Annotated in this window: 22 protein-coding genes; 11 read left to right on the top strand and 11 right to left on the bottom strand. The window is 57.9% G+C overall.

The genetic code is table 11. From position 1 onward, the window contains the following. Positions 1–96: 96 nt before the first annotated feature. The gene (gene gyrA / locus AC07UI_RS18170; protein WP_494993799.1) at positions 97–2,757 is read right to left on the bottom strand and encodes a DNA gyrase subunit A; all 2,661 of its coding nucleotides are present in this window, start codon (positions 2,755–2,757) and stop codon (positions 97–99) included. 423 nt (positions 2,758–3,180) lie between these two features. Further along, positions 3,181–4,257 (bottom strand): S-methyl-5-thioribose-1-phosphate isomerase, encoded by a 1,077-nt coding sequence (gene mtnA, locus AC07UI_RS18165; protein ID WP_494993798.1) that lies wholly within the window; start codon positions 4,255–4,257, stop codon positions 3,181–3,183. A 107-nt stretch (positions 4,258–4,364) separates the two neighbouring features. Here mtnA and AC07UI_RS18160 point away from each other — a divergent pair, with 107 nt between their 5' ends. The 5 genes from AC07UI_RS18160 (at position 4,365) to AC07UI_RS18140 (ending at position 9,346) form a co-directional block, all read left to right on the top strand. After that, on the top strand, positions 4,365–5,696 hold the full coding sequence (locus AC07UI_RS18160) for a TRZ/ATZ family hydrolase (protein WP_494993797.1): 1,332 nt from the start codon (positions 4,365–4,367) through the stop codon (positions 5,694–5,696). A gap of 65 nt (positions 5,697–5,761) precedes the next feature. After that, on the top strand, positions 5,762–6,460 hold the full coding sequence (gene ubiG / locus AC07UI_RS18155) for a bifunctional 2-polyprenyl-6-hydroxyphenol methylase/3-demethylubiquinol 3-O-methyltransferase UbiG (protein WP_494993796.1): 699 nt from the start codon (positions 5,762–5,764) through the stop codon (positions 6,458–6,460). 4 nt (positions 6,461–6,464) lie between these two features. Further along, a complete protein-coding gene (gene mupP / locus AC07UI_RS18150; RefSeq protein ID WP_494993795.1) occupies positions 6,465–7,136 on the top strand; it encodes an N-acetylmuramic acid 6-phosphate phosphatase MupP in 672 nt (223 codons plus the stop codon). Between the two features lie 177 nt (positions 7,137–7,313). Beyond that, on the top strand, positions 7,314–8,054 hold the full coding sequence (locus tag AC07UI_RS18145; protein ID WP_494993794.1) for a YciK family oxidoreductase: 741 nt from the start codon (positions 7,314–7,316) through the stop codon (positions 8,052–8,054). 365 nt (positions 8,055–8,419) lie between these two features. Further along, the gene (locus AC07UI_RS18140) at positions 8,420–9,346 is read left to right on the top strand and encodes a GGDEF domain-containing protein (protein ID WP_494993793.1); all 927 of its coding nucleotides are present in this window, start codon (positions 8,420–8,422) and stop codon (positions 9,344–9,346) included. Between the two features lie 15 nt (positions 9,347–9,361). Here the strand turns inward: AC07UI_RS18140 and AC07UI_RS18135 are convergent, their stop codons facing one another. The 7 genes from AC07UI_RS18135 to AC07UI_RS18105 all read right to left on the bottom strand — a co-directional run bounded on the left by AC07UI_RS18135 (position 9,362) and on the right by AC07UI_RS18105 (position 17,299). Next, a complete protein-coding gene (locus AC07UI_RS18135; protein WP_494993862.1) occupies positions 9,362–10,114 on the bottom strand; it encodes an iron-containing redox enzyme family protein in 753 nt (250 codons plus the stop codon). A 78-nt stretch (positions 10,115–10,192) separates the two neighbouring features. Then, complete coding sequence (locus AC07UI_RS18130; RefSeq protein ID WP_494993792.1) at positions 10,193–12,652, bottom strand: EAL domain-containing protein; 2,460 nt, start codon at positions 12,650–12,652, stop codon at positions 10,193–10,195. A 202-nt stretch (positions 12,653–12,854) separates the two neighbouring features. Continuing rightward, positions 12,855–14,681, bottom strand: a complete 1,827-nt coding sequence (locus tag AC07UI_RS18125) for an ABC transporter ATP-binding protein (protein WP_494993791.1) — start codon at positions 14,679–14,681, stop codon at positions 12,855–12,857. Continuing rightward, entirely contained in the window at positions 14,674–15,276 is a 603-nt protein-coding gene (locus tag AC07UI_RS18120) for a DsbA family protein (RefSeq protein ID WP_494993861.1), read from the bottom strand. Before AC07UI_RS18120 ends, AC07UI_RS18125 begins: the two co-directional genes overlap by 8 nt. Before the next feature lie 36 nt (positions 15,277–15,312). Next, complete coding sequence (gene trhO / locus AC07UI_RS18115) at positions 15,313–16,251, bottom strand: oxygen-dependent tRNA uridine(34) hydroxylase TrhO (protein WP_494993790.1); 939 nt, start codon at positions 16,249–16,251, stop codon at positions 15,313–15,315. A gap of 211 nt (positions 16,252–16,462) precedes the next feature. After that, on the bottom strand, positions 16,463–16,762 hold the full coding sequence (locus AC07UI_RS18110; protein ID WP_494993789.1) for a BolA family protein: 300 nt from the start codon (positions 16,760–16,762) through the stop codon (positions 16,463–16,465). 12 nt (positions 16,763–16,774) lie between these two features. Continuing rightward, positions 16,775–17,299, bottom strand: a complete 525-nt coding sequence (locus AC07UI_RS18105; RefSeq protein WP_494993788.1) for a DUF2059 domain-containing protein — start codon at positions 17,297–17,299, stop codon at positions 16,775–16,777. A 192-nt stretch (positions 17,300–17,491) separates the two neighbouring features. Here AC07UI_RS18105 and AC07UI_RS18100 point away from each other — a divergent pair, with 192 nt between their 5' ends. Then, positions 17,492–18,886: a class II fumarate hydratase gene (locus AC07UI_RS18100; protein WP_494993787.1), complete on the top strand. Its 1,395-nt coding sequence runs from the start codon at positions 17,492–17,494 to the stop codon at positions 18,884–18,886. Between the two features lie 163 nt (positions 18,887–19,049). On the opposite strand, the gene prmB is transcribed toward AC07UI_RS18100, so the two are convergent. Next, positions 19,050–19,958, bottom strand: a complete 909-nt coding sequence (gene prmB, locus AC07UI_RS18095) for a 50S ribosomal protein L3 N(5)-glutamine methyltransferase (protein WP_494993786.1) — start codon at positions 19,956–19,958, stop codon at positions 19,050–19,052. A 238-nt stretch (positions 19,959–20,196) separates the two neighbouring features. Here prmB and AC07UI_RS18090 point away from each other — a divergent pair, with 238 nt between their 5' ends. The 5 genes from AC07UI_RS18090 to AC07UI_RS18070 all read left to right on the top strand — a co-directional run bounded on the left by AC07UI_RS18090 (position 20,197) and on the right by AC07UI_RS18070 (position 22,971). Further along, positions 20,197–20,787, top strand: coding sequence for a cysteine hydrolase family protein (locus tag AC07UI_RS18090; protein ID WP_494993785.1), 591 nt, complete (start codon positions 20,197–20,199; stop codon positions 20,785–20,787). Between the two features lie 132 nt (positions 20,788–20,919). Next, the gene (locus AC07UI_RS18085) at positions 20,920–21,240 is read left to right on the top strand and encodes a hypothetical protein (RefSeq protein ID WP_494993784.1); all 321 of its coding nucleotides are present in this window, start codon (positions 20,920–20,922) and stop codon (positions 21,238–21,240) included. A 76-nt stretch (positions 21,241–21,316) separates the two neighbouring features. After that, entirely contained in the window at positions 21,317–21,874 is a 558-nt protein-coding gene (locus AC07UI_RS18080; protein WP_494993783.1) for a Smr/MutS family protein, read from the top strand. 77 nt (positions 21,875–21,951) lie between these two features. Continuing rightward, positions 21,952–22,497, top strand: a complete 546-nt coding sequence (folE, locus tag AC07UI_RS18075; protein ID WP_494993782.1) for a GTP cyclohydrolase I FolE — start codon at positions 21,952–21,954, stop codon at positions 22,495–22,497. Between the two features lie 102 nt (positions 22,498–22,599). Next, positions 22,600–22,971, top strand: coding sequence for a glutathione S-transferase N-terminal domain-containing protein (locus AC07UI_RS18070; RefSeq protein WP_494993781.1), 372 nt, complete (start codon positions 22,600–22,602; stop codon positions 22,969–22,971). A 156-nt stretch (positions 22,972–23,127) separates the two neighbouring features. Here the strand turns inward: AC07UI_RS18070 and AC07UI_RS18065 are convergent, their stop codons facing one another. Then, positions 23,128–23,730: a glutathione S-transferase family protein gene (locus tag AC07UI_RS18065; protein WP_494993780.1), complete on the bottom strand. Its 603-nt coding sequence runs from the start codon at positions 23,728–23,730 to the stop codon at positions 23,128–23,130. Positions 23,731–23,737: the final 7 nt, after the last annotated feature.

Here is a 23,737-nt window from a genome sequence, read left to right as displayed (position 1 = left end):
GCGTTATCGTTAGCGACCATCGCGAGCAAGCTCGCTCCTACAGGCTGGAAAAATAACAAGGGGGAGAATTTTCATCCGCCCCCCTCGCGTATCCGTTTACTCCTGCGGTTCGGCGTCGTCAGCCACAGCGGCATCGAGTTGCTGATCTTCAACAACATCCTCGATGACTGCACCGCCCTGGAACTCAACAGCTTCCTCGCCCTCCAGCTCTTCGCCTTCGACTTCGGATGGCTCTTGAACACGCTCCAGACCGACCAGTGTTTCGTCGCTGGCCAGCTTGATCAGGGTCACGCCCTGAGTGTTGCGGCCGAGACTGGAAACTTCGTCGACGCGGGTACGAACCAGTGTGCCCTGATCGGAAATCAGCATGATTTCCTCGCCGTCGAGCACCTGGACTGCACCGACCAGACGGCCGTTACGATCGTTGCTGACCATGGCGATAACGCCCTGACCACCACGCTTGTACTCAGGGAACTCGCTGATAGCCGTACGCTTGCCGTAACCACGCGCCGAAGCGGTGAGGATCTGGCTGCCTTCTTCCGGGATCAGCATGGAAATCAGCTTCTGACCTTCCGGCAGACGCATGCCACGCACACCGCGAGCGGTACGCCCCATGGCACGGACATCGGACTCTTTGAAGCGGGTAACCTTGCCGCCGTCGGAGAACAGCATGACTTCGCGCTCGCCATCAGTGATCGCAGCGGAAATCAATACGTCGCCTTCGTCCAGCTCCAGCGCAATCAAACCAACGCTGCGTTGACGGCTGAATTGCTCCAGCGGCGTCTTCTTCACCGTACCGTCAGCGGTAGCCATGAAGATGTAGTGACCTTCGGTGTATTCCTCGACCGGCAGCATGGTGGTGATGTATTCACCCTCACCCAGCGGCAGCAGGTTGACCAATGGACGACCACGGGCAGCGCGCGATGCTTCCGGAATTTCGTAGGTTTTCAGCCAGTAAACCTTGCCCTTGCTGGAGAACAGCAACAGCGTGGTGTGACTGTTGGCGACCAACAGGTGGGCGATGTAGTCCTCATCCTTGACGCCGGTAGCCGACTTGCCTTTACCGCCACGACGCTGAGCCTGATACGCAGCCAATGGCTGGGTCTTGGCATAGCCACCGTGCGAGATGGTCACGACGCGCTCTTCTTCCGGGATCATGTCACCCAGGGTCAAATCGAGACGAGCATCGAGAATCTCGGTGCGACGTACATCGCCGTACTCGGCACGAATGACTTCCAGTTCCTCGCGGATCACTTCCATCAGGCGCACAGCGCTGTTGAGGATGCGGATCAGCTCACCGATCTGGTTGAGGATTTCCTGGTATTCGGCCAGCAGCTTTTCGTGCTCCAGGCCGGTCAGACGGTGCAGACGCAGCTCAAGAATGGCTTGCGCCTGCTCTGGCGAGAGGAAGTATTTGCCTTCGCGCAGACCGTATTGCGGGTCGAGATTTTCCGGACGACAGGAATCAGCACCGGCACGCTCGACCATCGCGACCACTGCGCTGGACTCCCAAGGCGTGCTTATAAGCGCTTCCTTGGCTTCCGACGGAGTTGGCGAAGCCTTGATCAGGGCGATGACCGGGTCGATGTTCGACAGTGCAACAGCCTGACCTTCCAGGATATGGCCACGTTCACGGGCTTTACGCAGTTCGAACACGGTACGACGGGTTACGACTTCGCGACGGTGACGTACGAAGGCTTCCAGCAGATCCTTCAGGTTGAGGATCCGTGGGCGACCGTCAATCAGCGCAACGATGTTGATGCCGAAAACACTTTGAAGCTGAGTCTGGGCATAGAGGTTGTTGAGGACCACCTCAGGCACTTCACCACGACGCAGCTCGATCACGACGCGCATACCGTCCTTGTCGGACTCGTCGCGCAGCTCGGTGATGCCTTCGAGCTTCTTCTCTTTGACCAGCTCGGCGATCTTCTCGATCAGACGCGCCTTGTTCAACTGGTAAGGCAGTTCGGTAATGACGATCTGCTGACGACCACCGACCTTGTCGATGTCTTCGATGATCGAACGGGCACGCATGTAGATGCGTCCGCGACCGGTACGGTAGGCTTCGATGATGCCGGCGCGACCGTTGATGATCGCAGCAGTCGGAAAGTCCGGGCCGGGGATGAATTGCATCAACTCATCGACGGTCAACTCAGGGTTGTCGATGAGCGCCAGGCAACCGTCGATGACTTCACCAAGGTTGTGCGGCGGGATGTTGGTCGCCATGCCCACGGCGATACCGCTGGAGCCGTTGACCAACAGGTTGGGGATCTTGGTCGGCATGACCGCGGGGATCATTTCGGTGCCGTCGTAGTTCGGCACCCAGTCCACGGTTTCTTTATGCAGGTCGGCCAGCAGCTCGTGCGCCAGCTTGGTCATGCGTACTTCGGTGTATCGCATGGCCGCGGCGTTGTCGCCGTCGACCGAACCGAAGTTACCCTGGCCGTCTACCAGCAGGTAGCGCAGGGAAAAAGGCTGGGCCATACGAACGATGGTGTCATACACCGCAGTATCACCATGGGGGTGATACTTACCGATCACGTCACCGACAACACGGGCAGATTTCTTGTACGGCTTGTTCCAGTCGTTACCCAGCTCGCTCATCGCGAACAGTACGCGCCGGTGCACGGGCTTCAAGCCATCGCGCGCATCAGGCAGTGCCCGCCCGACAATTACGCTCATTGCGTAATCGAGGTAGGACTGCCTCATCTCGTCTTCGATATTGACCGGGATGATTTCTTTGGCCAGTTCGCCCATGAGAAGCCTGATTCCTTTTTCTGGTGAAACTTCGTCGCATCCATATGGGACGAACGAAGCTCGTCGATGCAGGCTTGGTGCCATGCCTCGACTTACGACAAATCAACGAGTTATGCCATGGATCTGCGCAGTAAAGGCAGCCACATCGGGCTACCTTGGAAACCGCCGGATGTTATCACAATCGCCGCCACGCACCTATCCCCCAGACGCGCATGGAGCATAGTTAGTGGACCGGTGACAGCCTGATAGGGGACCAGAGAAGCTTAGAGGTGTTATTGCGCCCGATTCGCAAGCGAAATGCTGCTTCAGGTGCTGCAGACCGCGTCATCGTTCATCGCGGGCAAGCCTCGCACCTACAGAACATCGGGGACTTGTAGGAGCGAGGCTTGCCCGCGAAAGCGATTTAACAGACGCCAACCACCATCAATGCAGCCGCTTGCGACACATCAACTGAGCCAGTTTCGCGGTATCGGGCCGCTCGACAATACCTTTTTCGGTGACGATGGCGTCGATCAGGTCCGCCGGGGTGACGTCGAAAACCGGATTGAAAGCGCCCACATCAGCCCCGACGCGCTTGCCGCCGACTTCCAGCAGCTCACTGCCATCACGCTCTTCGATAGGAATATCGTCACCGCTGGCCAAGGTCATGTCGATGGTCGAACTCGGCGCCACCACCATGAAACGCACCCCGTGGTGCATGGCGCACACCGCCAACTGATAGGTGCCAATCTTGTTCGCCACATCGCCATTGGCGGTAATCCGGTCAGCACCGACGATCACCCAGGTCACGCCCTTGGTTTTCATGATGTGTGCCGCGGCCGAGTCGGCATTCAGCGTGACGGGAATACCTTCGTTGGCCAACTCCCAGGCAGTGAGCCGCGAGCCCTGCAGCCAAGGCCGGGTTTCATCGGCGTAGACCCGCTCCACCATACCCTCCAGCCAGGCACCACGAATCACTCCCAGCGCCGTGCCAAAGCCGCCCGTGGCCAAGGCACCAGTATTGCAATGCGTCAAAATGGCTTGAGCATTGCCCTGATGCTTGCGGATCAGATCGACACCCAATTGCGCCATGGTCAGATTGGCTTCGCGATCGCTTTCATGAATGGCCAAGGCCTCCGCCTCAAGGACCGACAACGGATCGGCATGCCCTTTTAGCCGTTCAAGACGCTCGCGCATGCGGTTCAGCGCCCAGAACAGATTGACCGCCGTCGGCCGCGAATCCGCGAGCAAGGCAAAATCCTCCTCAAGAGCTGCCTGCCAGTCACCGCCGGCGGCAAACCGCGTGCGCGCCGCCAGCACTACACCATAGGCCGCACTGATGCCAATGGCCGGGGCACCACGCACAACCATCGAGCGAATGGCTTCGGCCACACCGGCTGCACCGGTGTAGGCAATCCAGCGTTCTTCGAACGGCAAAATGCGCTGATCGAGCAGATAAAGGGCATCATCCCGCCAATCGATGGCCTTTACCTTCTCCGCAGCCAACAGTCGATCGCGCATGCCTCACCCCGTACTCATGTACAAAAGCCGCCGATTATAGCGATCCGCCCGCGAAGACGCTCGGGTATACTTCGCCATCCTTTATAAAGCACTGGAACCCACCCTCGATGCCGAACCCTGCCGCTGCGCTCGACTTATTATTGCTGCCGACCTGGTTGGTACCTGTCGAACCCGCCGGTGTGGTCCTCAAAGAGCATGGCCTGGGCATCCGTGACGGCCGCATTGCATTCATCGGCCCGCGCGCCGACGCCTTGAAACTCAACGCCACTGAAGTCCGCGAATTGCCGGGCATACTGCTCAGCCCTGGCCTGATCAATGCTCACGGGCACGCGGCGATGACCCTGTTTCGCGGCCTGGCCGATGACTTGCCGCTGATGACCTGGCTGGAGCAGCACATCTGGCCCGCCGAAGCCAAGTGGGTCAATGAGGACTTTGTTCGCGATGGCACCGATCTGGCCATCGCAGAACAGCTTAAAGGCGGCATCACCTGTTTCTCGGACATGTATTTCTTCCCGAAAGTCGCCAGTGAACGCGTGCATAACAGCGGTATTCGCGCACAAATTGCCATCCCGATCCTCGACTTTCCGATTCCCGGTGCAAGCGATGCCGATGAGGCCATCCGTCAGGGCATCGAGCTGTTCGGCGATCTCAAGCACCATCCGCGCATCAAGATCGCCTTCGGCCCTCATGCACCCTACACCGTCGGCGACGAGAACCTCGAGAAAATCCGGGTCATTGCCGAGGAGCTGGATGCCTCGATTCATATGCACGTCCATGAGACCGCGTTTGAAGTACAGCAATCCGTCGAGCAGCGCGGCGAGCGACCAATGGCCCGCCTGGGGCGCCTGGGCTTGCTCGGTCCGCGCTTCCAGGCCGTTCACATGACACAAATCAGCGATGACGACCTGGCTTTGCTGGTAGAAAGTAACAGCAGCGTGATTCATTGCCCGGAATCGAACCTGAAACTGGCCAGTGGTTTCTGCCCGGTCGAGCGTTTGTGGCAGGCCGGGGTCAACGTTGCTGTCGGCACTGATGGCGCAGCCAGCAACAATGACCTGGATCTGCTCGGCGAAATCCGCACCGCAGCACTTTTGGCCAAGGCCGTCGCTGGCTCGGCGACCGCCCTGGATGCCCATCGCGCATTGCGCATGGCCACGCTCAACGGCGCACGAGCGCTGGGACTGGACGCCGAAGTCGGCTCACTGGAAGTCGGCAAAGCTGCCGACCTGGTGGCCTTTGACCTCTCCGGCCTGGCGCAGCAACCCATTTACGACCCGGTCTCGCAGCTTGTATATGCCACCGGCCGAGACTGTGTGAAACACCTTTGGGTCGCCGGCAAGCAATTGCTCGACGACCGGCGCCTGACCCGCCTGGATGAACAACAGCTTTGCGCCACAGCCGTAGCCTGGGGCAAACGCATCAGCGGTCATCGCCAATAGATAGAAACCTTGAACTGACATTCAAGGCTTACCGCAGAATTTATTAGATTTAGAGGATGCCCCCCATGAGCAACGTCGACCACGCTGAAATTGCCAAATTCGAAGCCCTGGCCCATCGCTGGTGGGACCGTGAAAGCGAGTTCAAACCGCTACACGACATCAACCCGTTACGGGTCAACTGGATTGACGAGCGGGTAAAACTGGCCGGCAAAAAAGTCCTCGACGTCGGCTGCGGCGGCGGCATCCTTAGCGAAGCCATGGCCCTGCGCGGCGCAACGGTGATGGGTATCGACATGGGCGAAGCGCCGCTGGCCGTGGCCCAGCTGCATCAACTGGAATCCGGCGTCAGCGTCGAGTACCGGCAGATCACCGCCGAAGGCCTGGCCGAAGAAATGCCGGAGCAATTCGACGTGGTCACCTGCCTGGAAATGCTCGAACACGTGCCAGACCCCTCTTCGGTGATCCGCGCCTGCTTCCGCATGGTCAAGCCAGGCGGCCAAGTGTTCTTCTCCACCATCAATCGCAATCCGAAGGCATTCCTGTTCGCCGTTGTCGGCGCCGAATACATCATGAAACTGCTGCCGCGCGGCACCCACGACTTCAAGAAATTCATCCGCCCTTCCGAACTCGGCGCCTGGAGCCGCTCGGCCGGTCTGACGGTCAAGGACATCATCGGTCTGACCTACAACCCGCTCACCAAGCACTACAAGCTGGCGACGGACGTTGACGTCAACTACATGATCCAGACCCTGCGGGAGGAATAAGCCCATGCGTATCAGAGCGGTTCTTTTCGACATGGACGGCACTCTGCTCGACACCGCACCGGACTTTATCGCCATTTGCCAGAGCATGCGCGCCGATCGCGGCCTGGCACCGGTTTGCGACAAGCACATCCGCGACGAAATCTCCGGCGGTGCGCGGGCCATGGTTGCCGTGACCTTTTCGATGGACCCGGAATCACCGGGTTTCGAGGAACTGCGCCTGGAGTTTCTGGAGCGTTACCTGAAAGACTGCGCAGTCCATAGCAAACTTTTCGATGGCATGGCCGAGCTGTTGGCGGACATCGAAAAAGCCAATCTGATCTGGGGCGTCGTCACCAATAAGCCGGTACGTTTTGCCGAACCGATCATGCAGCAACTAGGGTTGGCGGAGCGTTCGGCGGTGCTGATCTGCCCGGATCATGTGAAAAACAGCAAACCTGATCCCGAACCACTGATCCTCGCTTGCAAGATGCTCGACCTGGATCCGGCCAACGTGCTGTTTGTTGGCGATGACCTACGCGATATCGAGTCAGGCCGCGACGCAGGCACCAAAACTGCCGCGGTGACCTGGGGCTATATTCATCCAGACGACAACCCCAGTCATTGGGGGGCGGATGTGGTGGTCGATCATCCACTGGAGTTGCGTAAGGTTCTGGATAGCGCCCTGTGTGGTTGCTGAGCGACTTTCCTGATGGTTTGCGTGGCTGATCGCCTTTCCTGTGGTGGGAGCGAGCTTGCTCGCGATGGTCGTTAACGATAACGCGTGTTTCCTGACCAAACGCGTCAGCTTCAAGTCCATCGCGAGCAAGCTCGCTCCCACAGGGGGGGGCTTCTGTGAATTTTGTTGAGGTTTCTTATGTTTGATTACTCCGCCCGCCCTGAATTGCTCAAAGACCGGGTCATCCTGGTCACCGGCGCTGGCCGTGGCATTGGAGCTGCTGCCGCGAAGACCTTTGCAGCTCATGGCGCCACCGTGCTGCTGCTGGGCAAGACCGAAGCCAATCTGACCCGGGTCTATGACGAAATCGAAGCGGCCGGTCATCCACAACCCGCAGTCATTCCGTTCAACCTGGAAACCGCACTGCCGCATCAATACGATGAGCTGGCGGCCATGGTCGAAACCGAGTTCGGACACCTCGATGGCCTGCTGCACAACGCGTCGATCATTGGCCCGCGCACCCCGCTGGAACAGCTGTCCGGCGAAAACTTCATGCGCGTGATGCAAGTCAACGTCAACGCGATGTTCATGCTGACCAGCACCATGCTGCCGCTGCTCAAGCTATCCCAGGACGCATCGGTGGTGTTCACCTCAAGCAGTGTCGGACGCAAAGGCCGCGCCTACTGGGGCGCCTACGGGGTCTCGAAGTTTGCGACCGAAGGCTTGATGCAAACCCTGGCCGACGAACTGGACACCGTCGCACCAGTGCGCGCCAACAGCATCAACCCCGGCGCTACCCGCACCAGCATGCGGGCTCAGGCATATCCAGGCGAAAACCCGAGCAACAATCCGACACCTGAAGAAATCATGCCGGTGTATCTGTACCTGATGGGGCCGGACAGCACCGGCATCAACGGCCAGGCCTTCGACGCTCAGTAATCCCCTTCAACCACCGCGACGGAATACCGTCGCGGCGCACGCAACAAGGTCATCAGGCCTGTTATTGAAGCCAAACAAATGCCGCGGCGTCCATACGCATTGACGCCATTACCGACCAACCGATTGAATTATAACGATTTTTAATTTACCGAACCGAATGGCACGACTTTCGCTCTAACACTGTTCAGACACGCAGCGTGTTAGCGAAGCGGGCATCGCCTGAGCCGGGGCTTATAACGTTCGGCAAAGCAGACTAGACTGCAGTTACTTGTCCTACGGGACTGATGGACCAGTATGACGCGCAGCCCGAAGCCGCTCTCACCCAGCCTGTAAGACAGCATTACGTGCTTAGGGGCTCACACCATATGAAATCACCTACCCAGACCAACGCAATTGACTTTGATAGCGCCAAATTGCAACGCCTGGGCTTTGGTCAGCAGTCACCCCTTCTACAACGCCCCGTCAGCCTTGCGCAATTGCGCCAGCAACTAGGCCTACAGCTGCAAACCAGTCTTGAGCCACAACACATTCTGGGATTGTTCTTCCGCGAAATTCAGCGACTCGTTCCACTGGATGCCTTGAGCTACCAGCACCAGGCCAGCGATTTGCGCCTGGCGTTCGGCCAGCGCGGACACCATTGTGTGAGCTACAGCCTCAGCCATGAGGGCGAACACTTGGGTGAGCTGGTGTTTCGACGCAATCAGCGCTTTAGCGAACAGGATCTGGGCAACCTGGAGTCTCTACTGTCTTCCCTGCTCTACCCGATCCGTAATGCCTTGCTATACCGGGCAGCCACTCGTAGCGCGCTGCGCGACCCGCTGACGGACACCGGCAACCGGATCGCCATGGATCAGACGTTTCAACGGGAAATCGAAATGTCCCGTCGGCATCTGCAACCGCTATCGCTGTTGATGCTGGATATCGACCACTTCAAGAGAATCAACGACAGCCACGGTCACGGCGCAGGCGACAAGGTGCTCAAGGCCGTAGCCGCCTCGATCAAGGACCAGTTGCGCAATGTCGATATGGTGTTTCGATATGGCGGCGAGGAGTTTCTGATCCTGCTCTCCAACACTGGCCGAGAGGCCGCCGCCATGGTTGGCGAGCGGCTACGTCATGCAGTACAGGCTCAGGATTATTTAGCGGATGACACGCTTATCGAACTCACAGTAAGCCTTGGCTGCGCCACCCTGTTACCCGGTGAGTCAGCCGAAAGCCTGTTGCGCCGGGCAGACAGCGCTTTGTATGTGGCAAAACGTGAAGGCCGCAACCGGCTGGCGATGGCGGGGTAAACCTGTCGGCTGGAGTCAATCCTCGGCCAGCGCCATGTGCTTACGAACCACCGGAGCCTTTTCCAGCTGCATGCAACGTTCCAGGAACAGGTACATGTAGTCGTAGCTCTTGCAAATGGCCTGGCGTAACTCGACTTGCAGTGATTTGTCTGGGTTCAGACCCGCCAGCGTGCAGATGATTTCCAACGCCTCCCATGGATGAGCATCATCGTACTGGGCATGCATTTTCAACCACTTCATCGCTCGCTTGCGGTCTTCCTCCGGGAACGCCGCCGCATAGATGCCATTGGAGCAAACCAGCGCCGACCACTCGCCTGTAGCCCCCTCAATGGCATAGTTGGTCGCGGCAATCGCCACGATCAGCGAATCGGCCGAACTGGTGTGCCAGCACCAATGACTCAGGGCATGAAGCTCTGGCGCTACCTGTTGCGCCTGTAAATCTTCCAGACTGACGCCGTGCGCACGACTCCAGTGCACCCAATAATCAGCATGATTGAGTTCTACTCGAATGTTACGCATCAGCCAGCGTCGCGCCATGTCCTCGCCGGGATGACGTGCAAAGCGGGTCTTGGTCAGATTTTGTGCCATATACAAAGCGAACTGCTCAACGACAGGCCAGCCACCGATCAGGTACTGACGCATGGTTTTGGCGCTGAGCTTGTTGTCGCGCATGCGCTGATACAGTTCGTGCTCGACCACCCGGCGTTTGCTCTCGCTGCAATCCTGGATCAGCTTCTGAGCCCAGGCGGGATAACTTGCGGCTTCCATAAGCGGGCCGGTTCTGTTGAACGTGTCGATCACTGTCGAGCTCCTTTTGATTGTGATTGTACGGATCAGCAAGAGATTTCAACGGAACGTGCCAGGCGCCTTGAATAACAAAGGCTGTGGTCGCGCGGGCCGACACTGCAGGCTGTCACAGGTAAACAATTGCGGGCGTTGGATAATGTACCCTTGAGCGTAATCCACTCCGATTTCCAGCAAGGCCTGCTCAATCTGAGGTGTTTCAACAAACTCTGCAATCGTGCGCTTACCCATGACATGACCGATGTGATTGATCACTTCGACCATAGCGCGGTTAATCGGGTCGTCCAGCATATCCTTTACGAAACTTCCATCGATCTTCAAGAAGTCTACAGGTAAATGTTTAAGATAGGCGAACGAGGACATACCAGCACAAAAGTCATCTAGTGAGAAATGGCATCCCAAGCCTTTGAGCTCATTAATAAATCTAATTGCACTTCCCAGATTGGAAATTGCACTGGTTTCTGTGATTTCAAAACAAATCATTTCAGGAGGGACAGCGTAGGCAATGAACTGCTCACGCAGGAAGTCCAGGAAGTCGTCATCTCCGATAGTGATGCCCGAGAGGTTTATCGCACACATGGCCATCGGCCCTTCGCGCTCTTCAGCAATACATTGGGCGATGATCTTGAATACATTCTGTACCACCCAACGATCCAGCGATGTCATCAACCCGTAACGTTCGGCGGCGGGAATAAAGCTGTTGGGCAGAATCATTCGCCCTGCTTCGTCATGCAACCGCAGCAATATTTCGATATGCCCGCCCCCGCGCTCCGTCTGACCCAACGCAGCGATTTCCTGGGCATATAAACAAAAGCGGTTTTCCTCCAGCGCCATGTGCAGTCGTTGCACCCACGCCATCTCGCCAAAGCGCAAGGACAACTCCGAATCGTCGGCATGGTAGACCTGCACCCGATTACGCCCTTTCTCTTTGGCCATGTAGCAGGCCATATCGGCGGCACGCAATGACGCCTCAAGGGTTGTGGGCGTTTGCGCGACGTGAACCAGGCCGATGCTGACCGTGGTCAGAAAAGGCCGGCCCTTCCATACGAAATGGAGGTTCTGCACGGTCTGGCGCAACCCCTCGGCGATCTTCTCTCCGGCGTCCGGCGGGCAGTTTTCAAGCAAAATGCCGAATTCATCTCCACCCAGGCGCGCCAGGGTATCGCCTTCGCGCAAGCCCGATTGCAACAAGGCACAGATATGCCGAAGCAGTTCATCGCCCGCTGCATGCCCGCACGTGTCATTGACCAACTTGAACTGATCCAGGTCGAGAAACATCAAGGCATGGCGGCCCGGCTGGCGTGCCAGATTGTGCAGGGCTTGTTCGAGCCGATATTCGAATTCACGACGATTGGCCAGGCCCGTCAGAGCATCGTGAGTCGCCTGCCATGACAGATTGGCGATGTATTGACGCTCTTGTGTCATGTCGTGCAGCACCAGTACCGTGCCGCTGACTTTACCGGCGTTCTGGATCGGCGCGCCGACCAGGGTGACCGACACGGTACTGCCGTCCAGGCGCTGAATGAGTTTGGAGTGCTCACTGCCACCACTGAGTTGACCACTCAAAATGTGCTCGATCAGGGTAAAACCATCAGTCTGGGCGTTTTCATCCAAAAGATTGAATAACGCAGCCAACGGCAGACCGTTGGCCTGCTCGGCTTTCCAGTGAGTCAGCTCTTCAGCCGCCGGGTTCATGTAAGCGATCGCTCCCCCGACATCCGTAGTGATAACGCCATCACCAATGGATTGCAGCGTGATTTGCGCCCGTTCTTTTTCCAGCTGCAAGGCATCGGCAAATGCGTGGCGCTGCTTCAGAAGCTTGTGGGTACGCAATAGTGCCAGGGCGATCAACACCAGCGCTGTGGCCAGATTGGTGTACAGCAACAATCTCAGAATGACCCGAGACCCTTCGCCCAATGCATCGCTAAAGGCCTTGGCAGCGGGCGTCACACTGTCGTTAATGGCAAGTATCAAGGCCTTCCAGCGCTGAAAATCGGCAGGTTTGGCTTGATCACTGATGATGCCCCGGTGCATCTCCCTGGCGACAGTATCCAGTTGTAGCAGGTAGCTATCGCCCACAGTCCATCGACTGATGGCTTCTTCCAGGTAGCTGAAGTGGCGAAAGTTCAGGTACAACCAGATCAGGCTTGATATGTCATCCGGATGGTTACCACCATTGAGGATCCCCAGACGTGCAGCGTCAAGGTCCGGGGGCTGACGATCCAGGGCGATACGCAGCTCATGCCCACCCTGCGGCACGGCGATGGCGTGCTGGTACTTGAGAAAAATCGCTTCGTCGCGGCTGTCGGCATACAGATTGAGGTAATAGATAGCGTCTTTCTGGCCCTTGGACCACAGACTTTCACCCGCAACATAGCCGCGCACCGCTGACAGAACGTACAGGCTGACGCCGCCCAGCAATGCCTGAAATAACACAACGGCAATAAATGGCCAGACGATACCCAATAATCGTGGTGTTCCGAGAGTCCGCGTTTGCTTCATGAGGTCCCTTGCATAAGCACTGCCAGATGAACACCCGAGTGAGCTCTGCTCCTAACAGCACAGACTAGGCTAATTTCCAATAATTCGAACTGATCGATGCGTCGTTCGAAATCTATTTAGTTGCAAGGCAAAAGTTGAACGCCGCAAGAGCAACATTTTTCCTAAGGAATTCAAGCACTAAGCACAGAAAAGCGGTCAAAACTCAAGGTTGTTGAACTTGCTGCAGATGGCCATAAAGCTTGGCGTACAGGCCGCCGTCGGCAATCAGCTGCTGATGGTCGCCATCTTCGGCAATATGCCCGCCATCAAACACAAGTACTCGATCAGCCTGTTTTACCGCAGACAGACGGTGAGCAATGATTAATGTTGTCCTGCCGTTTAAATAGCGCGCCAGCGCCTGGTGCAGGTTGTACTCGGTAGCAGCGTCCAGCGCAGAGGTGGCCTCGTCGAGTATCACCACCTTGGGTTCAGCCAGGACCATCCGCGCAATAGCCAGACGCTGTCGCTGACCGCCAGACAAGCGCACCCCGGAGCGCCCGACGATACTATCCAGCCCCTGCGGCAAGGCTTTGACGGTGGTATCCAGTTGGGCAATTTCCAGCGCCTGCCAGCAGGCCTCATCACTGCGTAAACGCCCCATGGTCAGGTTGGCCCGTACCGTATCGTTGAACAGCGCCGGGTGCTGCAGCACGACTGCGACATGCTCGCGCACGGTTTCCAGACCGATTTCCTGTTGGGTCGAACCGCCGAAGCGGATGCTGCCCGACAGCGGCGTATAGAGCCCTAGAAGCAATTGCACCAGGGTACTTTTGCCACCACCGCTGGCACCAACGATCGCGACTTTTTCGCCGGGAGCAATGGACAGGTTCATCTGATCCAGCACCAATTCGTCGCCGTAACCGAAGCTCAAACCGCGGACCTCGATCCCCACCGTCTCGCGCCCCTGAAAAGGGTTATTACCACCGGGATACTGCGGCTCATCGGCACGCGACAGCAACTCATTGATCCGCGTCAACGCCCCACCCGCCGAGTAGTAGGCGTACTGCAAATTGAGCAATTGCTCGACCGGACCGATCATGAACCAGAGATAACTGAACACCGCCAGCATCTGGCCAATGGACAGGTCAGAGAACAGCACGGTGAGCATGGCCGCCGCACGAAAGATGTCGATGCCAAACTGGAACAGTAAACCGCTGGCCCGGCTGGAGGCGTCGGTCTTCCATTGTGAGTTCACGGCATAGTCGCGAACTTCCTGCGCCCGCAGGCCCAGACGCCCGAGGAAAAAGCCCTGGCGATTGCCAGCGCGGACTTCCTGGATCGCATCAAGGGTTTCGGTGAGCGCCTGGGTAAATCGCGAAGTGCTGTCGTTCTCCAGTTTTTTCAGGTGTTTGACCCGTTTGCCCAGTTGCACCGTGGCGTAAATCACCAGCGGATTGAACAGCAGAATCAACAACGCCAGCTGCCAGTGCATCCAGACCAGAATGCCCGCGGTCCCGACCAGTGTCAGCATGGCCACCAGAAAGCGACTGAGGGTTTCACCCACAAATTTATCAACGGTATCCAGATCGGTGACCAAATGGGTGGTCACCGTACCGCTGCCCAGACTTTCGTACTCGCCGAGGGAGATGCGCTTGAGTCGCTCGATCAGCCTGACACGAATGCGGTAGACGATATCTTTGGCCAGGCTTGCGAACAATCGCGCCTGCAGCACGTTGAACAGCAACGCGCCGCAACGCAGTGTCAGGGTAATCAGCAACATCAGGCCGATGTAACCTGCGGCTCTTTGCCAGTCTGTCGGTAGAGCGTGATTCATGACCTTGAGCGCGGCATCGCCACGCCCCAGCAGCACTTCATCCACCAACAATGGCAACAGCAAGGGGATCGGCACGCTGCACAGCGTCGCCAACACCGCTACGCCGTTGGCAATCCACAGGGATTTCTTGTGATGTAGCGCCAAACGGCGGATTTCCGCCCAACTCAGTCGATCGATTCGCTTGGGTTGCTCCACACTATCGGGTTGATCATGCACAGGCGGCACGCTCCAGCCAACGACCGAGCAATGGGGAGAGTTCGTTCAGCGGCTGATAGCCATTGGTCAACAGCGCCAGTTGACCATCGCGCTCAGCGAGTAAGGTCGGGAAACCAGCGATACCCAGGTCCTGCACCCAGGTGAAATCCGCCGCCGTCGCCGCGTGCTGCTCGGCGCGATCGAAAGCTGCTGCAAACTCGATACGCGGCACACCAGCTTTTTCAGCCAGATCCACCAGCACACTGGCGAGGGTGACGTCGCGACCTTCAGCATAAAAGGCGTGCTGAATCAGCTTGAGCAGTTTCCAGGCGCAATCCGGTGCCAGACTGCGCGCGGTGACCACCGCCCGGCAGGCCGGCTCGGTGTCATAGACAAAACCGTCGGGCAAAGCGCCCTCGAACTTGAACGGTTGGCCAGTGGCCTCGGTGACCGCCTGCCAATGCTCAAGGATGTAACGCCGCGTGGTCGGTTCCAGTGCTGCACCACTGCCGGTCCTTAAGCCGCCGACCACCAGGTGCAATTCAACGCCCGCGGCTTGAGCCTGCTCTACCAGGGCCTCGGCCACCGGAGCAAAGCCCCAGCACCAGGAACACATCGGGTCCATTACATAGAGCAGGCGTGCGGACATGGCTCAGGCCTCGGATGGCTGACGGTAGTTGAAACCAATCGGGTGCGGCTGGTTGCGGGCTTTCGCCAGTTCGATCTGCTTCTGCCGGTCGATGGCACTGCGTCGGGTTTTCTCGCTCAGCTTATCCCAGCAATGCGGGCAACTGATGCCGGCCACATAGTGCTCGCTGGCGCGGTCTTCGACACTGATGGGTGTACGGCAGGCATGACACTGATCGTAGTCGCCTTCACTCAAATCGTGACGCACGGTAACCCGGTTATCGAAAACAAAGCAGTCGCCGCGCCACTGACTTTCTTCCTGCGGTACCTCTTCGAGGTACTTCAGAATGCCGCCTTTGAGGTGATACACCTCGTCGAAGCCCTGGCTGAGCATGTAGCTCGAAGCCTTCTCGCAACGAATGCCGCCAGTGCAGAACATGGCGACTTTCTTGTGTTTGGCCGGATCGAAGTTGGCTTTGATGTAGTCAGGGAACTCGCGAAAACTGGTGGTTTTCGGGTCGATCGCGCCTTCGAAGGTGCCGATCGAGACTTCATAGTCGTTGCGGGTATCAATCAGCAGTACTTCCGGGTCACTGATCAGTGCGTTCCAGTTCTGCGGATCGACATAGGTGCCGACCTGTTTGTTCGGGTCGACACCGTCAACGCCGAGGGTGACGATCTCTTTCTTGAGCTTGACCTTGGTCCGATAGAACGGCTGATCTTCGCAGTACGACTCTTTGTGATCGATGTCGTCCATGCGTGGATCGCTCTTCAACCAGGCCATGAGCCCGTCGATGCCTTCACGGCTACCGGAAACGGTGCCGTTGATGCCTTCTTCAGCGATCAACAACGTGCCTTTGATGCCGTTATCGACCATCGCCTGCAGCAATGGCTCGCGCAGGGCGACGTAATCCTCAAGGGTGACGAACTTATACAGTGCCGCCACGACAATGTTTTGTGTCATGGGTAATCTCCAGGTGGCTACCCTCGTAAAGGGTGAACCGGACGCAAAAAAAACGCGCCGACTGATTAGCGGCGCGTTGCGGATTCTAGCAAAAACAGCTGCGATTGGCTCTAGATCGTCAAGATCGTCCGAACGCGGCTCGAACCTTCAGCAGTTCCTGCAAAAGCCCGCCCTGCGCGCCCCCGCAGGAGCTGCTGCAGGCTACGATCTTTTAATGCTTGCTGCCGCCGGCGCAAGTCGGCGATGCCGGAGCCGCGCCGATCTTCGCCCATTCTTCAGGCGTGTAGGTATGCAGCGCCAACGCATGAAACTCCCCCATCAGCTCGCCGAGAGTGGCGTAAACCTTCTGGTGGCGCTTGACGCTGTTAAGCCCGGCAAACTGTTCACTGACCAGCACTGCCTTGAAGTGGGTTTGCAACCCACGACTGTGCATATGGCTTTCATCCAGTACCTGCAGATGCTCGGGCTGCAATGCGCTCAGCGCCGATTCAATACGTTGTTGCATGGTCATTCCCGACTCCGCTCAAGGCTTTTTCTTGGCCGGCGCTTCTGCGGCTTTTGGCTCAAGTTCGGCGGTCATGTCAGCGAGCAGCTTGTTGACCACAGGTACCGCACTTTCCAGTTTGGCCTGGGTCATCTGGGCCGATTGCTGAGTCAGCTGCGGCATTTTTTCCAGGACTTTCTTGCCCAGCGGCGACTGGTAGAACGCTACCAGGTCCTTGAGTTCGGACTCGCTGAAGTTGGTGGTGTAGAGCTTGACCATGTCCGGCTTGAGTTTATTCCAGCCAATGGCCTGGTCCAGAGCGGCGTTGGCCTTGGCCTGGTAGGTTTCCAACAGGGCTCTTTTGGACTCCGGGGCCTTGGTTTGTTCAAAGCGCTGGGCGAACATTTGCTGCACTTGCATGTACACCGGGGTACCGAGCTTGTCGGCGTGTGCCAGAGTCAGGAAGGCTTCGGCACTGGCGTTGTGGCTGGCGGTATCGGCAAGAACCTGGCCGCTGGCGCAAACCAGAACAACCGCGGTACAGATGGCACGAAAACGAGTCATCAAGTTTCCTTTTCTAGCTGGCGAGGTAAAACCCCAAGGGCGACCATTCTGCGCCTAAAAAACTCTGTCACTCAACCCCAAGCCTTGCCACACCTGATTTGCAAGGGTTGAACGGTAGAAAAATCGACTAATGGAACCCTAATGGCAGATCACGGCCTAAACTGGCGAATCAGACCAACAGGAGTGCGACCGATGAGCCGTATCGAAACCGACAGCCTTGGCCAGATTGAAGTCCCTGATGACGCCTACTGGGGCGCTCAAACGCAACGCTCGCTGATCAACTTCGCCATCGGCAACGAACGCATGCCGATTACGGTGCTGCACGCACTGGCACTGATCAAGAAGGCCGCTGCACGGGTCAACAACCGCAATGGCGACCTGCCCGCCGACATCGCCCGCCTGATCGAACAGGCCGCCGACGAGGTGCTCAATAGCGAGCATGATGCCCAGTTCCCGCTGGTGGTCTGGCAGACCGGCAGCGGCACCCAAAGCAATATGAACGTCAACGAGGTAATCGCCGGGCGCGCCAATGAACTGGCCGGCAATCCGCGCGGCGGCAAAAGCCCGGTGCATCCCAACGATCACGTCAACCGCTCGCAGAGCTCCAACGACTGCTTCCCCACCGCCATGCACATCGCTGCCGCCCAAGCGGTGCAGCAACATCTGTTGCCGGCAATCAACGAACTGTCCGGTGGTTTGGCACAGCTGTCGGCAGGGCACATGAAGCTGGTCAAGACCGGCCGTACGCACATGATGGACGCGACGCCGATCACCTTTGGCCAGGAACTCTCAGCGTTTATAGCGCAGCTCGACTATGCCGAACAGGCGATTCGAAGCGCGTTGCCTGCGGTGTGCGAACTGGCTCAGGGCGGCACCGCCGTTGGCACGGGGCTCAACTCGCCTCACGGTTTTGGCGAAGCGATCGCTGCCGAACTGGCCGCCCTCTCCGGTCTGCCGTTCGTCACTGCACCGAACAAGTTTGCCGCACTGGCCGGCCACGAGCCGCTGACCACGTTATCCGGCGCGCTGAAAACCCTCGCCGTGACCCTGATGAAAATCGCCAATGATCTGCGCTTGCTGGGCTCAGGCCCTAGAGCCGGTTTTGCAGAAGTAAAACTGCCAGCCAATGAACCCGGCAGTTCGATCATGCCCGGCAAGGTCAATCCGACCCAATGCGAAGCGCTGTCGATGCTCGCCTGCCAGGTACTGGGCAACGATGTGGCCATCGGTTTCGCCGCCAGCCAGGGCCACCTGCAACTGAACGTGTTCAAACCGGTGATCATCCATAACCTGCTGCAATCGATCCGCTTGCTGGGCGATGGGTGCAGCAACTTCCAGCAGCATTGCATTGCCGGGCTGGAACCTGACCCTGTGCAAATGGCGGCGCACCTGGAGCGCGGCTTGATGCTGGTGACGGCGCTGAACCCGCATATCGGCTATGACAAGTCAGCAGAAATCGCCAAGAAAGCCTATGGCGAAGGCCTGACCCTGCGCGAGGCTGCGCTGCAATTGGGTTATCTGACAGATGCAGAGTTCGATGCCTGGGTCAGACCGGAGAATATGCTGGAGGCTGGTAAACAGGGGTAGAAGCTGGCGCAGCCTGCGATGATCGTTCCCACGCTCTGCGTGGGAACGCCTTACCGGACGCTCCGCGTCCGCTTTGTGACGCAGAGCGTCACGGGCTGCATTCCCACGCGGGAGCATGGGAACGATCAAAGATCGCAGCCTGCGCGATTGCGTTTTCCCGCCATCAAACCCTTGAAGCAAACAATGCCTGATGCTGACGGCACTGCTCGGCAGTGAGCATGAACACGCCGTGGCCGCCGCGTTCAAATTCCAGCCAGGCGAAATCCACTTCCGGGTACAGCGCTTCGACGTGCACCTGGCTGTTGCCGACTTCGACGATCAGTAAACCTTTTTCGGTCAGGTGATCCGCCGCTTCGCTGAGCATGCGTCGCACCAGATTCAAGCCGTCCTCACCACAAGCCAGCCCCAGTTCTGGCTCATGCTGGTATTCATCCGGCATGTCGGCGAAATCTTCAGCATCGACGTACGGCGGATTGGAAACGATCAAGTCGAAGCGCTGGCCCGGCAGCCCATCGAAACCATCACCTTGAACTGTGAATACGCGCTCGTCGACACCGTGACGCTCGATGTTCTGATTGGCAACTTCCAGGGCTTCGAACGACAGGTCGGCCAGCACCACTTCAGCGTTCTGGAATTCATAAGCGCAGGCAATGCCGATGCAGCCGGAACCCGTGCACAGGTCAAGAATGCGTGCAGGCTCGGTGCCCAACCACGGTTCGAAACGTTTTTCGATCAGCTCGCCGATCGGTGAACGCGGGATCAGCACTCGCTCGTCAACGATGAACGACATACCGCAAAACCACGCCTCGCCCAGCAAATAAGCCGTCGGGATTCGTTCCTCGATACGACGCTTGAGCAGCCGTTGCAGGTTGACCAGCTCGTCATCTTCCAGGCGGCAGTCCAGATAGCTGTCGGCAATTTCCCAAGGCAGGTGCAACGCGCCAAGCACCAATTGACGGGCTTCGTCCCAGGCGTTGTCTGTCCCATGGCCGAAAAACAAATCCTCCCCATGAAAACGGCTGACGGCCCAACGGATGTGGTCGCGCAAAGTGCGCAGGCGGGAAGTGATCACGGGGGCAAACTCCTGAAAAAACGACGGATGATTCTAACAGCCAAAACCGTCCCCGACGACGCATGAAAAACGCTGGTCTGATGTAGGAGTTATCCGTTTTTGAGTCTTTTGGTCGAACGCAGCAACCCTATTGACACGGCTGTAGGCCAGCAACCACGCAGCTTACGTTGGTAGCCATTCACAGAAGTGCTCTGCCAGAGGACAATGTCGCAAAAGCCCCACTCAAAGGAGCCCCAGAATGTCCGTTCCAAAGACGATGTTTCAACTCAGCGGCCGTGGTTATGCACCGGCCAATTTGGGCCATGCCAGCCTGGTCATCATCGACGCCCAGAAAGAGTACCTCAACGGTCCCCTGGCCCTGACCGGCATGGATGCTGCCGTCGCAAACATCAAGAAACTGGTTGCCGCAGCTCGCACTGCCGGTCGGCCGATCATACATGTACGCCACCTCGGCACCGTGGGTGGTCTGTTCGACCCTCAAGGCGAGCGCGGCGAGTTCATCCCGGGGCTGGAACCACAAGGTGACGAGACCATCATCGGCAAGTTGCTGCCGAGCGCCTTCCATGGCACTGAACTGGAAAAGCGTCTGCAGGACTTCGGCTCGCTGGACCTGATCGTCTGCGGTTTCATGAGCCATTCCAGTGTCAGCACCACGGTGCGCGCGGCCAAGAACCTCGGCTTTCGCTGCACGCTGGTGGAGGATGCGTGTGCGACCCGCGATCTACCGTACAAGGGCGGAATCCTCAGCGCAGAACATGTGCAGCAGACCGAGATGGCCATCATGGCGGACAACTTTGCCACCCTTGCGCTGACCAAAGACCTGATTTGATCGACCGCTCAATGAGCGGCCCATCCAGCCGCTCATCCGCAAAAACCTCCCGGTCTCTGCAATTGTCTTAGCCTCAGGAACCACCCGGTCATCTCCCGGTCGAAGGGCCGATACCCATTGAGGAAGGTCGGAATGAAGATATCCGATGGATTTGACGCACGTCGCTTGCGCCCCAAAGGCCCAAGTAACTGGCGTTTTCGCCTGGGCGTAGCCTTTTCGGCAGTGCTGGCGATGTTTGGCCTGTTATTGGCCATGGCCGGTGCCGCCAGCCTTTTGGGCCACCCACCCGCGCTCGGCGAACTGAATGCCAGCCGAACCGGTTCGGCGGTCATTTTGGTGATGGGTCTATTGCTGCTGTACATCGGTATCAAGTTATGGCGTCGCTTCCGTCGCCGCCGGCGCCAGTCCAACGGGCTGAACATCGCGCCGCACCTGATGAAAAAAAATGACTGAGTGCAGCGCGGCAGCTTTTTGTCATGCCCGATCCGCCTGGACTTGGGTAAACTAGCCGCCCTTCGCGGAGGCTGACATGCAAGACGACGATTTTTCCCTGTTCAAAAGCGAGATCCGCGGCGTCAAGCCGATCAAACATGATCGTGCCGAGACGGGCAAACCCAAGGCCGACCGTGCGCAAATCGCCAAACTGCGCCAGGCGGCTACCGTGCGCGCCGATGTGACCACCGTCGATGGCCTGTCCGATCAGTTTGTCATCGATGTCGGCCCGGAAGACGAGCTGATGTGGGCCCGTGACGGCGTTCAGGAAAGCCAGATGCGCAAGCTGAAGGTGGGCCAGATTCCTTTTGAAGGTAGCCTCGACCTGCACGGCATGAGCGTGGAAAAAGCCCGCGAGACTCTTTGGGCGTTTCTCGCTGAAGCGACCAGATTCGAAATCCGTTGCGTACGTGTCACCCACGGCAAGGCTGTGCGACTGGACGGCAAGCGGCCGATGATCAAGAGTCACGTCAACACCTGGTTGCGCCAGCACCCTCAGGTGCTCGGCTTCACTTCGTGCCAGGCTAAACATGGCGGTGCCGGTGCAGTTTATGTGATGCTCAAACGCACCATGATGGAAGGTCGTGACGAGTAAAGCGGTGTTGTCACGCTTGCAGCGCCGTGTCCGTCACCGTACCCTTGCCCTTTGCGTAAAATCCCACAGGTAGTTTCATGTCCCTGGAACAGAATTACACGGCGATTCTCGGCCAGCTTGGCGAGGACGTCTCCCGCGAAGGTTTGCTCGACACGCCAAAACGTGCCGCCAAAGCCATGCAGTACCTTTGCCGCGGTTATGAGCAAACGCTGGAACAGGTCACCAACGGTGCCTTGTTCAGTTCCGATAACAGCGAAATGGTGCTGGTCAAGGACATCGAGCTCTACTCGCTGTGCGAACACCACCTGCTGCCTTTCATCGGAAAAGCGCATGTCGCGTATATCCCTAGCGGCAAGGTGCTTGGCCTGTCGAAAGTCGCGCGGATCGTCGACATGTACGCCCGCCGCCTGCAGATCCAGGAAAACCTCAGCCGGCAAATCGCCGAAGCGGTCCAGGAAGTGACCGGCGCTCTGGGCGTTGCGGTAGTTATCGAAGCCAAACACATGTGCATGATGATGCGCGGTGTGGAGAAACAGAATTCGTCGATGATCACCTCGGTGATGCTCGGTGAGTTCCGCGAAAATGCGGCGACCCGCAGCGAGTTTCTCAGCCTGATCAAGTAAACCCGGCGAACAAAAGGACCGGCGTTCATCGCCGGTTTTTTTTCGTCGGTAAAAAATCAGGTAAGCTGCCGCCCCTTCACTTATGGGCAAGAGGCTTTAACCGTGTTCGTCAAAGCGCTTCGAGTCGGCCTGGGCCAACTCATCATCTTCATCGACTTCATCACCCGTCCGCGCAAGCAACAGCGCACCGGCGCCGCTCAGGCTAAGGTCGAGCAAGCCGCCAGGGACTTGACCCTGTATCAATTCCACGCCTGCCCGTTCTGCGTGAAGACTCGCCGCACCCTACGCCGTCTGAATGTACCGGTGGCCCTGCGCGATGCGAAAAACAACCAACAGGATCGCCAGACCCTGCTGGAGCAAGGCGGCAAGATCAAAGTGCCGTGCCTGCGTATCGAAGAGAACGGCCAGACCACCTGGATGTATGAGTCCAAGGTGATCATTGATTATCTGGATAAGCGGTTTGCGGCAGCCTGAGCAACTTGTGTAGCGCTCACTGACGCCATCGCGAGCAAGGACAACGCGGAACCTGCAGGAGCCGGGCTTGCCCGCGAAGAGGCGGGCACAGGCAACACAGGCTTCAGACAAAATTAAACCGGCTCATTGGCCGGTTTAATTGTTTTTGCGGTCAGCTCAATCGAGCATTCCGATGTGCTTTGGATGGCTGGCCACACGCTGCATCCAGGCCTGAATCCCCGGATAGCGACTCAGGTCAAAGCCGCCTTCATGGGCGACATGGGTATAGGCATACAGCGCGATATCCGCGATCGAATACTGCTCGCCCACTAGATACGGCGTGCGGGTGAGCTGATGCTCCATCACGTCCAACGCCTTGTAACCGCGTTTTTGCAGCTTTTCATATTCGTGGCGACGATCTTCCGGCAGGCCCAGATAGAGCTGGATAAACCGCGCTACTGCAATATACGGCTCGTGACTGTACTGCTCGAAGAACTGCCATTGCAGAACCTGGGTACGCAAGCGTGGTTCGCCCGGCAGGAACTCACTGCCGTCGGCGAGGAAGTTGAGGATCGCGTTCGACTCCCACAAGTAAGTGCCGTCCTCAAGTTCCAGCACCGGGATCTTGCCATTGGGATTCTTGGCCAGAAACTCGGCAGTCTGGGTGTCGCCCTTCAAAATATCCACGCTCTGCCACTGGAACTCGAGGCCCAGCAGATTGAGCATCAGCTTGATCTTGTAGCAGTTGCCCGAACGGTAATCGCCATAAACCTTGTACATAGCCCCT

This window comes from Pseudomonas sp. GW821-FHT04C07, from assembly GCF_059420325.1.
This window is presented reverse-complemented; position numbering and strand designations above follow the sequence as displayed.

Excerpts from the sequence above, each read along its gene's own strand:
- gyrA (WP_494993799.1), bottom strand. The coding sequence starts at position 2,757 with ATGGGCGAACTGGCCAAAGAAATCATCCCGGTCAATATCGAAGACGAG.
- mtnA (WP_494993798.1), bottom strand. The coding sequence starts at position 4,257 with ATGCGCGATCGACTGTTGGCTGCGGAGAAGGTAAAGGCCATCGATTGG.
- AC07UI_RS18160 (WP_494993797.1), top strand. The coding sequence starts at position 4,365 with ATGCCGAACCCTGCCGCTGCGCTCGACTTATTATTGCTGCCGACCTGG.
- ubiG (WP_494993796.1), top strand. The coding sequence starts at position 5,762 with ATGAGCAACGTCGACCACGCTGAAATTGCCAAATTCGAAGCCCTGGCC.
- mupP (WP_494993795.1), top strand. The coding sequence starts at position 6,465 with ATGCGTATCAGAGCGGTTCTTTTCGACATGGACGGCACTCTGCTCGAC.
- AC07UI_RS18145 (WP_494993794.1), top strand. The coding sequence starts at position 7,314 with ATGTTTGATTACTCCGCCCGCCCTGAATTGCTCAAAGACCGGGTCATC.
- AC07UI_RS18140 (WP_494993793.1), top strand. The coding sequence starts at position 8,420 with ATGAAATCACCTACCCAGACCAACGCAATTGACTTTGATAGCGCCAAA.
- AC07UI_RS18135 (WP_494993862.1), bottom strand. The coding sequence starts at position 10,114 with ATGGAAGCCGCAAGTTATCCCGCCTGGGCTCAGAAGCTGATCCAGGAT.
- AC07UI_RS18130 (WP_494993792.1), bottom strand. The coding sequence starts at position 12,652 with ATGAAGCAAACGCGGACTCTCGGAACACCACGATTATTGGGTATCGTC.
- AC07UI_RS18120 (WP_494993861.1), bottom strand. The coding sequence starts at position 15,276 with ATGTGTTCCTGGTGCTGGGGCTTTGCTCCGGTGGCCGAGGCCCTGGTA.
- trhO (WP_494993790.1), bottom strand. The coding sequence starts at position 16,251 with ATGACACAAAACATTGTCGTGGCGGCACTGTATAAGTTCGTCACCCTT.
- AC07UI_RS18110 (WP_494993789.1), bottom strand. The coding sequence starts at position 16,762 with ATGACCATGCAACAACGTATTGAATCGGCGCTGAGCGCATTGCAGCCC.
- AC07UI_RS18105 (WP_494993788.1), bottom strand. The coding sequence starts at position 17,299 with ATGACTCGTTTTCGTGCCATCTGTACCGCGGTTGTTCTGGTTTGCGCC.
- AC07UI_RS18100 (WP_494993787.1), top strand. The coding sequence starts at position 17,492 with ATGAGCCGTATCGAAACCGACAGCCTTGGCCAGATTGAAGTCCCTGAT.
- AC07UI_RS18090 (WP_494993785.1), top strand. The coding sequence starts at position 20,197 with ATGTCCGTTCCAAAGACGATGTTTCAACTCAGCGGCCGTGGTTATGCA.
- AC07UI_RS18085 (WP_494993784.1), top strand. The coding sequence starts at position 20,920 with ATGAAGATATCCGATGGATTTGACGCACGTCGCTTGCGCCCCAAAGGC.
- AC07UI_RS18080 (WP_494993783.1), top strand. The coding sequence starts at position 21,317 with ATGCAAGACGACGATTTTTCCCTGTTCAAAAGCGAGATCCGCGGCGTC.
- folE (WP_494993782.1), top strand. The coding sequence starts at position 21,952 with ATGTCCCTGGAACAGAATTACACGGCGATTCTCGGCCAGCTTGGCGAG.
- AC07UI_RS18065 (WP_494993780.1), bottom strand. The coding sequence starts at position 23,730 with ATGTACAAGGTTTATGGCGATTACCGTTCGGGCAACTGCTACAAGATC.